The organism is Acidilobus sp. (assembly GCF_049973875.1).
Lineage (GTDB): Archaea > Thermoproteota > Thermoprotei_A > Sulfolobales > Acidilobaceae > Acidilobus.
The window spans coordinates 1-8984 of the sequence record NZ_JBMFJI010000034.1; the positions used below are offsets into that span (position 1 = coordinate 1).

At 53.5% G+C, this 8984-nt stretch carries 5 protein-coding genes and 1 CRISPR repeat array; of the genes, 3 read left to right on the plus strand and 2 right to left on the minus strand.

The window, feature by feature from the left end:
- Window positions 1-18: 18 nt before the first annotated feature.
- A CRISPR array of direct repeats spans window positions 19-2486; the repeat unit is 24 nt; unit sequence GAATCCGTCTAATGGAATTGAAAG.
- A 744-nt stretch (window positions 2487-3230) separates the two neighbouring features.
- Window positions 3231-4364 (minus strand): hypothetical protein, encoded by a 1134-nt coding sequence (locus tag ACP5H1_RS07565; RefSeq protein ID WP_427973666.1) that lies wholly within the window; start codon window positions 4362-4364, stop codon window positions 3231-3233.
- 421 nt (window positions 4365-4785) lie between these two features.
- Between ACP5H1_RS07565 and ACP5H1_RS07570 the strand changes: the two genes are divergently transcribed.
- From ACP5H1_RS07570 to ACP5H1_RS07580, 3 genes are all read left to right on the plus strand, one after another.
- The gene (locus ACP5H1_RS07570) at window positions 4786-7899 is read left to right on the plus strand and encodes a DUF3883 domain-containing protein (protein WP_427973668.1); all 3114 of its coding nucleotides are present in this window, start codon (window positions 4786-4788) and stop codon (window positions 7897-7899) included.
- A gap of 17 nt (window positions 7900-7916) precedes the next feature.
- A complete protein-coding gene (locus ACP5H1_RS07575; RefSeq protein ID WP_427973670.1) occupies window positions 7917-8054 on the plus strand; it encodes a hypothetical protein in 138 nt (45 codons plus the stop codon).
- A gap of 116 nt (window positions 8055-8170) precedes the next feature.
- The gene (locus ACP5H1_RS07580; protein ID WP_427973672.1) at window positions 8171-8497 is read left to right on the plus strand and encodes a hypothetical protein; all 327 of its coding nucleotides are present in this window, start codon (window positions 8171-8173) and stop codon (window positions 8495-8497) included.
- Between the two features lie 90 nt (window positions 8498-8587).
- Here ACP5H1_RS07580 and ACP5H1_RS07585 read toward each other — a convergent pair.
- Window positions 8588-8984 (minus strand): hypothetical protein (locus tag ACP5H1_RS07585; RefSeq protein WP_427973675.1); only part of this gene is annotated, 397 nt, incomplete at its 5' end.

Sequence of the window (8984 nt, forward strand, 5' to 3'; positions counted from 1 at the left end):
GTTACCGTGGACTACGGAGAATCCGTCTAATGGAATTGAAAGATGTAACTCTCCTGTCCATTATACTTTATTTTAGCCTCTTCTGAATCCGTCTAATGGAATTGAAAGTTATCACGTGAACGTTATTGTAACGAAGACCTGCATGAATAGAATCCGTCTAATGGAATTGAAAGAGGTTTATTACAATGGCGCCTCCGCTAACATGTGCGTCAAGAATCCGTCTAATGGAATTGAAAGTTTATAGCGGAGGGCAGCGGCTTCCCAGTGCTGGTTAGCAGAATCCGTCTAATGGAATTGAAAGCCAGGCCCCCTGTGAGGGTAGGCGTGAGGAGGGGCACCGGAATCCGTCTAATGGAATTGAAAGCGTGCCGCTGTGAGCGGGGTGGTGGGCAATTACCATGAATCCGTCTAATGGAATTGAAAGTTCATGCTGTCCTCCGCCTTCACAGCCCGCACAATCGGAATCCGTCTAATGGAATTGAAAGCTGAATACAAAGAAATGTCTTTTTACGCCCTCGCCTTCAGGGAATCCGTCTAATGGAATTGAAAGTTATGTCTATGGGGTAGTCGGGGTGGAGCTCGTGGAACTTCAGAATCCGTCTAATGGAATTGAAAGAACGCTGTGGCCCTCCACGAAGAAACAAAGTAGCCTATGGAATCCGTCTAATGGAATTGAAAGGCTGCTTAACTTCGTTAAGAACTTCATGAGGTACAGGGGAATCCGTCTAATGGAATTGAAAGAAGGACTACATAGCGTTGGGCATCCCCAGCCCGCTTTACAAGGAGAATCCGTCTAATGGAATTGAAAGGGACTCCAGCGGGAATGTCGGCGTCAACGTGGAGAACACGGAATCCGTCTAATGGAATTGAAAGACTACATCATTGTGGTCAAGGATAAAGACGGCAATATTTTAGGAATCCGTCTAATGGAATTGAAAGAATTACTTTGACCTTGCGGAGATGCCGTTACGGGAAGTCCCGGGGAATCCGTCTAATGGAATTGAAAGCCCTCTTCTCAATGGCCTTCAGTGCCGGGTGCAAATCATGAATCCGTCTAATGGAATTGAAAGTGCGGGCCAGTGCCCTGGGTGCCGTTACCCGTTTTTTGGCGAATCCGTCTAATGGAATTGAAAGAGGAAGGTGAGAGGGTGGCCGAGGCCTTGGACCCCGAGATATCAGAATCCGTCTAATGGAATTGAAAGCGCCAGTCGGGTCATCGGCCACCAGCGCCACCTACGCTGTGAATCCGTCTAATGGAATTGAAAGACTATCACGGCCCTGGCCTTACCCTCCAGCTCGTTGAGGAATCCGTCTAATGGAATTGAAAGATAGCTCTGCGGTTAAAAAAACTTTTAGAAAAGTTTCATAGGAATCCGTCTAATGGAATTGAAAGCTAACTATTATTCAGGGGTTTTGTTCGCTAGAATCATGAAGAATCCGTCTAATGGAATTGAAAGACTAAGTGCGACCCGAAATGGAAGGGATGGAAATGTGGGATGGGAATCCGTCTAATGGAATTGAAAGAAGATGGACAGGGGTTACTATACTACATGTTATATACCCTGTCCGAATCCGTCTAATGGAATTGAAAGGCGGTTAATGACGCTGGAAGGGCTAGCGAGGGTTATAGACGAATCCGTCTAATGGAATTGAAAGTTAGTGCCAGCAGGTACGTGTACGAGGAGCAGTTGGAGTCGGAATCCGTCTAATGGAATTGAAAGTTATATCCACGGTATTACGCCTGACAGAGGCGAGCCAGGGAATCCGTCTAATGGAATTGAAAGTATCTTTCTCTTTTTCTCTGGCCCCGCGGCCATTGCGACCGGAATCCGTCTAATGGAATTGAAAGGAGGTCAAGGCCCTTTGCATTCCTAAGAACCTTCCCAAGGAATCCGTCTAATGGAATTGAAAGCGACCAACAGACGCTTGAACGCCTCACAGGCCTCTGCAAGGAATCCGTCTAATGGAATTGAAAGTTGTTTCTTCGGCTTTCAACTGAGGATCCGGTGAAACCGAATCCGTCTAATGGAATTGAAAGCACGTTTTCCCTTATCTTTTCAACGAGCTCCTTTAGCGTGGAATCCGTCTAATGGAATTGAAAGACTTTCATGATAGTTTTATAGCCTCCCCTGTCCTGTGGGAATCCGTCTAATGGAATTGAAAGTAGCCACAGAGCGTGGGTTAGTGAAGAATGCGGAGTAGAATCCGTCTAATGGAATTGAAAGCCCGACGATTGTGAGGATGTGCGGTTCACGGTCAAGGCGATGGAATCCGTCTAATGGAATTGAAAGCCTCGGCGGGCGGCAGCGTGGAGGTGGGCTCGGTGAGCGTGTGAATCCGTCTAATGGAATTGAAAGCTCAGGAAGTTCTCCTTCAGCACGCTTGAAAGGCAGAGGGAATCCGTCTAATGGAATTGAAAGCGCACAGGCTGCCCCTCCTGGAGCTCTTGGCTGTGAAGACCGGAATCCGTCCAATGGAATTGAAAGTGAGGCCTGGAGTTATGTTGAGCATTATCATGTAGCCCTCCTCATTACGTTCAGGGGCCCTACCGCCAGGTTCCTCTCTCCTCCCCAGCCAGGACGGCCTCGGCGGCCCACGCCAGCACGCCCCAGGTGCTCGGCTAGTTAGCAGTGCCACCAGGTGGGCCGCCCCGCTGTCCGAGTAGTAGGGGATCACACCCTGTATATTATATAATAGGGTTTCAACGCCATGTTTTGGTTTCCAGACGCTGCGCCACAGTGTCGGTTTCAGTCCCCCGCGTCACCGAGCGGGGCTCACCTGGGCCCTCTCGTCCCACGTTTTGAAGGCGCTCGGCGGGCCACCACTAGGGGCCAACTCTGTGGGAAGGCTATGGGGTCGGCCGACGGGCGTGCTAAGGATCCCAACAAGGTTCAGCCGTAGGCCCAGGCGTTCACCAGCGAGGGGCAGGGGCGAGACGGTTGGGGTCGAAGGTTCCGGGGAAGCCAGCTCACATGGCTCCAGAGGGCCCTGAGGGAGGGCCACGGACTAGCTAGACCTCGCGCCGGCAAAGCGCGACAGGAGTCTGAGAGTATCGGTGAACATGAACTCTTCGACCTAACCGGCGGGACGAACGCCCACCGCGCGGCTAACTTCATCATAATAGAATGCTGCAAAACGATTATAGTTGGCCCCCTCCCCACGTCCTGAAAAATGGTCTGTCAATAGGAGGCCCTGAGCTTTGCGACTCAAGGCTCCAAGCAGCATGTACTTTAAAGGAGCGCCTCTATGGGGTCCTTAATTATCCAAGTGGTCCGCAGCAGCAGCGGAACTAACAACTGCAAGGTCAGATAGGCGTTCTTGGAGGCTATGTACAGCGAGAGGGCCGCCCTCTGCAGGCCCTCCTGCTGGACCTGCCTAAGGTCGTTGATGCAGTTTACCTTTATTTCATTCTCCCGGAGCAGCCAAAGCAGGTCCTCCCCAGACGTGACCTCGGAAGAATCGAGCAGTTTACTGGCCTTCCCCCTCCCATAGAAGTCTGCCAGCGCCTTGATGTTGTCCCAGCTGCCAGGCACGCCAAAAGGAAATCCTGCTCTAGGACCAGGTAACAGGGTAAGCAGTCTTTCAGCATCAAAGAGGTACAGGGAGTAGAAGTTCAGGTAAATCTTTAAGAGGGAGCCACTTTCAGCTAGGTCCTTGACACGCGCAGGTCCGTTAGAGTCCCAGTCCCATCCAGCTAAAACGTTGCCAGCCTTATCAGAATAGCTGGAGATGGCGCTCTGCAGCTCTGCCGCCAAATTATCAAGGTTCGCAGACTTTAGGACGTCAAATAACGATAGCTCCCAGAGGAGGCCTAACTTTGTAAGTCCCCTTATACTCTTCAGCGCGTTGCCCTCGTAAGGTGGAATGAAAATGCTGAACCCAGACGTAAAGGGGCCCGTCAACAATAGAGCGCCGCGGCTTAAAATACTGGGCTTCTCATCAAACAACCTTAAGGCCATTTCACTAAGATCTGTTGGACATGGATACAGGACTTTAGAATCTTTCTTACAGCCGTCTATAAGCTTTAGCGTGACGTCATTTAGCATATCCCAGAGAGTTCCCTCTCTGCCACCACATGTTGCTAAGGAGAAGGGTTGTATTCGTGCCAGGCGCACGTGCACGGCGCTACCAATGCCTCCTATGTCCCGAAAGTGCAGGTCTATCATTCCAAGGTCATCATTACGAGCGCCAATATCCCAGAACTCTATGCGCTGCTGATTATAATGCTCATCAGTCCTGACGGCAACGCCCACCACCGCATAGCCCGGTTTTAACATTAGTTTCCCATTAGAGGCCAACTCTAAGAGCCTTGAGAGCACGCCACCTAAATATTCTTTTTCTGCGGTACCCTCACCTGCAGACAATTAGGAGGCACCCACGTTATGCCTTAGGGATAGCAGTTTTAAATAGACTCGTTTGCTGATGACATTTTGATGCGCAGCTGTTTCCTCATTTGCTAGACGTCTTTACAGGCCTTGAACATACTACGGTTTACTTGAGGATCCTCTAAACGTTATGTAAAAGCTCTTGACGCACTGTTCCAAGGACGCGGCATGCACCCTTAGGAGCGTCCTAGCAGCATTGCTGGCGTCCCTCTCGAGCCCAAAGGCCGCGCGACGCTGAGGCCACCACAACTACCTCTTATTGCCGTCGAGGAGGCACTTAGCTGAGGTCGCCCCGCTGTCTGGCTTGCCAGCGCGGCAATGTAGTTAAAACTTATAAAACTTATATATGTCTTCGTTTTCCTTGATCAACTGTACTTAACCCTGAAGGGGGTTCGTCCATTTGGCTGTCGACCTGACCTACTGCCAGTCGCAGTCCTACGCCCCTGTGTGTGATGTTATGAAAGAGTGGCTCTCCCAGGCCTCGCCCTCGCAGAGGACCGGCGTCTACGACACGGCCAAGAACGCCGTGGGGATAATATATAAGAATATCTTCATGTCCTCAGATCAGTTCGTACTGGAGTTCCTCCAGAACGCAGAGGACGCTAGGTTCGAGCTCTGCCAGGCCAAGCCCGAGCTCTGTAAGGACAAGGGGGTCTTCAGGATCTACGTGTTCAACGACAGGATAGTCATAGAGAACAACGGGAAGAGCATAGACAGGGACGACATAAGGAGCCTGTGCTACATAAGGCAGCGCAAGAGGCCCTCGGCCGGCTACAAGGGGTTCATAGGCATAGGGTGGAAGTCTGTTTTCAAGGTGTCAGCCAGGGTCGACGTGGCCTCAAGGCGCCACGACAGCGACGACGCAGTGGCGTTCAGCTTCTCCAGGGACGCCTGGTACAACGACCCCTCCCTCAAGGGCCTGCTCTCCAAGCTTAACGTCAAGCCCGAGGATGTAGTGTGGGAGCTGACGCCAATACCTGTACAGCCCCCCAGCGACCTCGAGAGGGGGTGGACAAGGTTCACTGTCTACGTGGATCGGGGTACTGCAGGGGAGCTCAGCAAGGCCATATATGAGAAGCTGAGGGGGCACATGTTCCTCTTCCTCAGGTACATAAACAGGGTCGAGATTTACGACTACGTAGCAAACAGGCAGAGGGTGATAGAGTGGTCCCTCGAGGGGGATCCAGAGAAGTTTAACGACATCACAGTCTATAAGTACAGGACTTTAGAGGTTGAGAAGCCGCTCGTGGGAGACGTGGGCCAGCCTCAGAAGTACGAGGGCAGGTTCTTGGTCTTCAGCAGGGAGGTCTCAGTACCTGATTGCGTAAAGCAAGACAGGGAGACCAGGAACGCCAACAGGGAGGACGTTAAGACGAGGGAGGTGTCCATAGCGTTTGAGCTTGACCCGGTAAAGGACGAAATCAAGAGGCCGAGGGGGTCCCAGCTTCTCGGAGTTTACTCGTTCCTCCCGCTTGATGAGGTTGAGAGCGGGCTCAGGTTCCTCATACAGGCCGACTTCATCCTCCAGGCAGGGAGGAGGACCATCAACTTTGAGGCTGAGTGGAACAAATGGATCATGGGGGAGATAGGTAAGCTTCTGGAAGACTCCTTGCCATATCTCATGGATCACTACAAGGGCTCATATCTGGCGGTTCTTGACTACAGCGAGAACGTCAGGCCTGAGATGAGAAACCTACTGAAGAACTCCTCGTACTGCGGAGGCTCGTCCACGACTTCCGTGTGGGATGTCATAGATAAGTACACGAACCAGCCATCCAAGCTCGTAGTACTCGACTGGCAGGGGGTCACAAGGACTCTCGATGAAGTCTTCAAGCCCGAGGACGATAGTATAGACAACATTATATACGACCTGCTGGCACAGAACCTAATAGATGAGGACGACCTCAGCTATATCTTCAATGGCAGGAGGCTTTACCCACTCTCGAAGGACCAGAAGCTTTCAAATAAAATAAAAATCACTAAGTGTAAGGCTGAGGATCTGCTCAACAAACAGCTAATAGGTAACATGCTAAAGAAAGACAGGCTGAGAACGTATAAGCTCCTGGTCAAACTGTACTATTACCTGCTGGTCAAACTGTACAAAGAGCTGCTTGACAAAAACAGGCTGAATCCGAGTATAATTCCGAGCATAATCATATTGCCAGACATTGACGGCAACGTTGAGGGCCCAGGACCGCTGTACTACGTTAACGAGCCGCTCTCGCAGGGCCTCTCGCGGTTCAGGGACATCATATTAGGCTACAGGCGGCAGATATCCCAGCTGTCAGGAGAGAAATTCCTTGACGACGAGTTCATTAAGGTAGCCGTTGAGGTCCTAGGCGAGCAGGAAGCCCAGAAACTGCTTACGCGGCTTGAAGATCTTGGAGCAATTAAGAAGAAAGACCTGAAGGGGTTCGCGTGGCTGCTCTTGCAGAAACTCCTTATCGTGAGTGACGACCCCTCCCTCGCTGGCAAACAGAAAAGCTCGATCGTAAAGGAGCACCTCCCCGCGCTGACGGCCTTTGCGTTTGCCTACTACCCGTCACTTGGAGGTGACAAAGGAATATGGATGTTAAGCGAGGGTGGGGAGCTTGAGCAGTCAACTAACCTCTACGCACATGACGTGTTGAGACTGCTCGGGGGGTCAAATGAAGCTAAGAGCGACCTCATGAAGCTGGGAATCAAGTTTGTGGACGACAGACCCTACCTCGATGCCCTTAATGGGAACGAGGGAGAACTAACAAGCTTGCTGAGGGCCGCCAAGGTGAGGGGGCCGAGGCTCTGCGAGGACAAGGATACGGCTAAGGACCTGATTAATAAGTTAGTGGAGGCGGCGGTCTCATCGCTTGGCGCGGGCGGCACCAACAATGTAATGGACTATGTTAAGTACATGAAGTACCTCAAGGACTTATACGAAGGCTGCAAGGCGGCCGGCGGGGCCACGGCGATTGAAGACGTCATGAAGAGTCCCGAAGTTAGGTCCCGCATATCGCAGACCCTCGGGAAGTTTGGGGAGGAGTACGTAAAGAGGAGGCTCAAGGAGCTAGCAGAGTCCCCCCAAACTAATAAGATAACCATTGGCAACGTCACCTTCGAGGTGAAGGAGGTAAAAGGAGTCTCCTCTCAGGACTCGGGTTACGACATACTGCTTACGGTCTCAAAAGTCTCAACGGATGAGAACAAAAAAGAGGAGAGTGAGGATTATTATATCGAGGTTAAGACCATCAGCAAGGAAAGCGAGACTCCGCCTTTAACTGACAACGAGAGGAGGTTTCTCATTGACCACATGGACAAGTACCTGGTCGCTGTAGTTAAGGGCGCCCCTAGCAACCCTGAAGCCTTCATAGTTTCGGCCAGGGCGCTGTTGGAGGAGAGGTGGGAGAAGGCCTTAACGGAGGAAACAATTAAAAGAAGTATAAAGGAGAATAACGAGGCCATAGTAAAGAACGTGATATACATAAGTCAGGAGATGATAGACAGGCTACGGAATAAGAATAAGGTCCTCAAAATCTAGTCTTTAGTGCAGCGTCTTTGGCCTTCAACTTTTCGTGCCTGGGGCGGGCCAGCCCCCTGCTTAATGGGGCCCCCGCCAAGGTCGAGGGCGCCTCGGCCCTCTCGCTGGCGGTCCCTGTGACGCTAGGGTTCTCGGCGTTGGCCCCCATAAGTTGACGATAGGGCCGTGCTGGCGCTCAGCGTATCGTCTCAGGGGCGGCTGTCAAGCATAAGGCTGTCCGTGAGGAGGGCCTCCAGGCTCTCCCCCAGGGCGCTGCGTCCCGCGAGGCGTGGTGAGGGCCCTGGCGGGTCTCCACGGGAGGCCTATAGAGTCAGTCATCTCCTCGCTCACAGCCGCGGCTACGTCAATCAACGTAGGCGACGTCTCCCTAGCGCCATACTCTCTGCAGGACGCCTTGGAGCGCCGGGAGGGCCTGAGGCCGCTGGGCTCGTCGCAGGGCCTCGGCGCGGCCCTGGGCCCAGACCCCTGGAACGCCTCCTCCGGCTCCCGACGAGGTGACGATGAGGGTGTGCCCATACGCCCTGAGGGCCGCTGCTCGTCGGTCGAGGCCAGGGACCCGCGCGAGGGTCTCGGGTGCCCCGAGGTAATCTACGGCTAGAAGCCGTGGGGCAGGCTCTCGACGCCCCTCCACCCCGCCCTGGCGCTCCCGGCCAGGGTCGGCGACCTCCCCCGCGGCGGAGGCTGAACGTCAGCGGCCCTCAAGTCCCAGGAGCCGCAGGAGGCGCTCCTCGTCATCCTTGACTCTCATGCTGAGTCCGGCGGCCCTGACGCCCAGCACGTCGGCGCACTCGTCGCTTTCCACGTTGGCCTCCTCGGCCGTGGTGTAGTACAGCAGCGCCGCCATCGGCTCAGAGCCGCCGCAGCCGGCCCTCCCCAGCGCGTGGACGTAGCCCTTGGCCTGGCGGAGGCCGTCCACGATGTAATCCTCGACGTCCGACGCCTTCACCTCCACCACCGCTAGCCCGCCGCCCGAGAGCCTCACCACCAGGTCGGGGACCCAGCAGGAGAGGTCCTGTGTCGGCCTGCAGCCGAGGTCCTGGGCTATGGACCCCAGGTCGACCTGGTAGTAGACCCTGCCCCCGCCG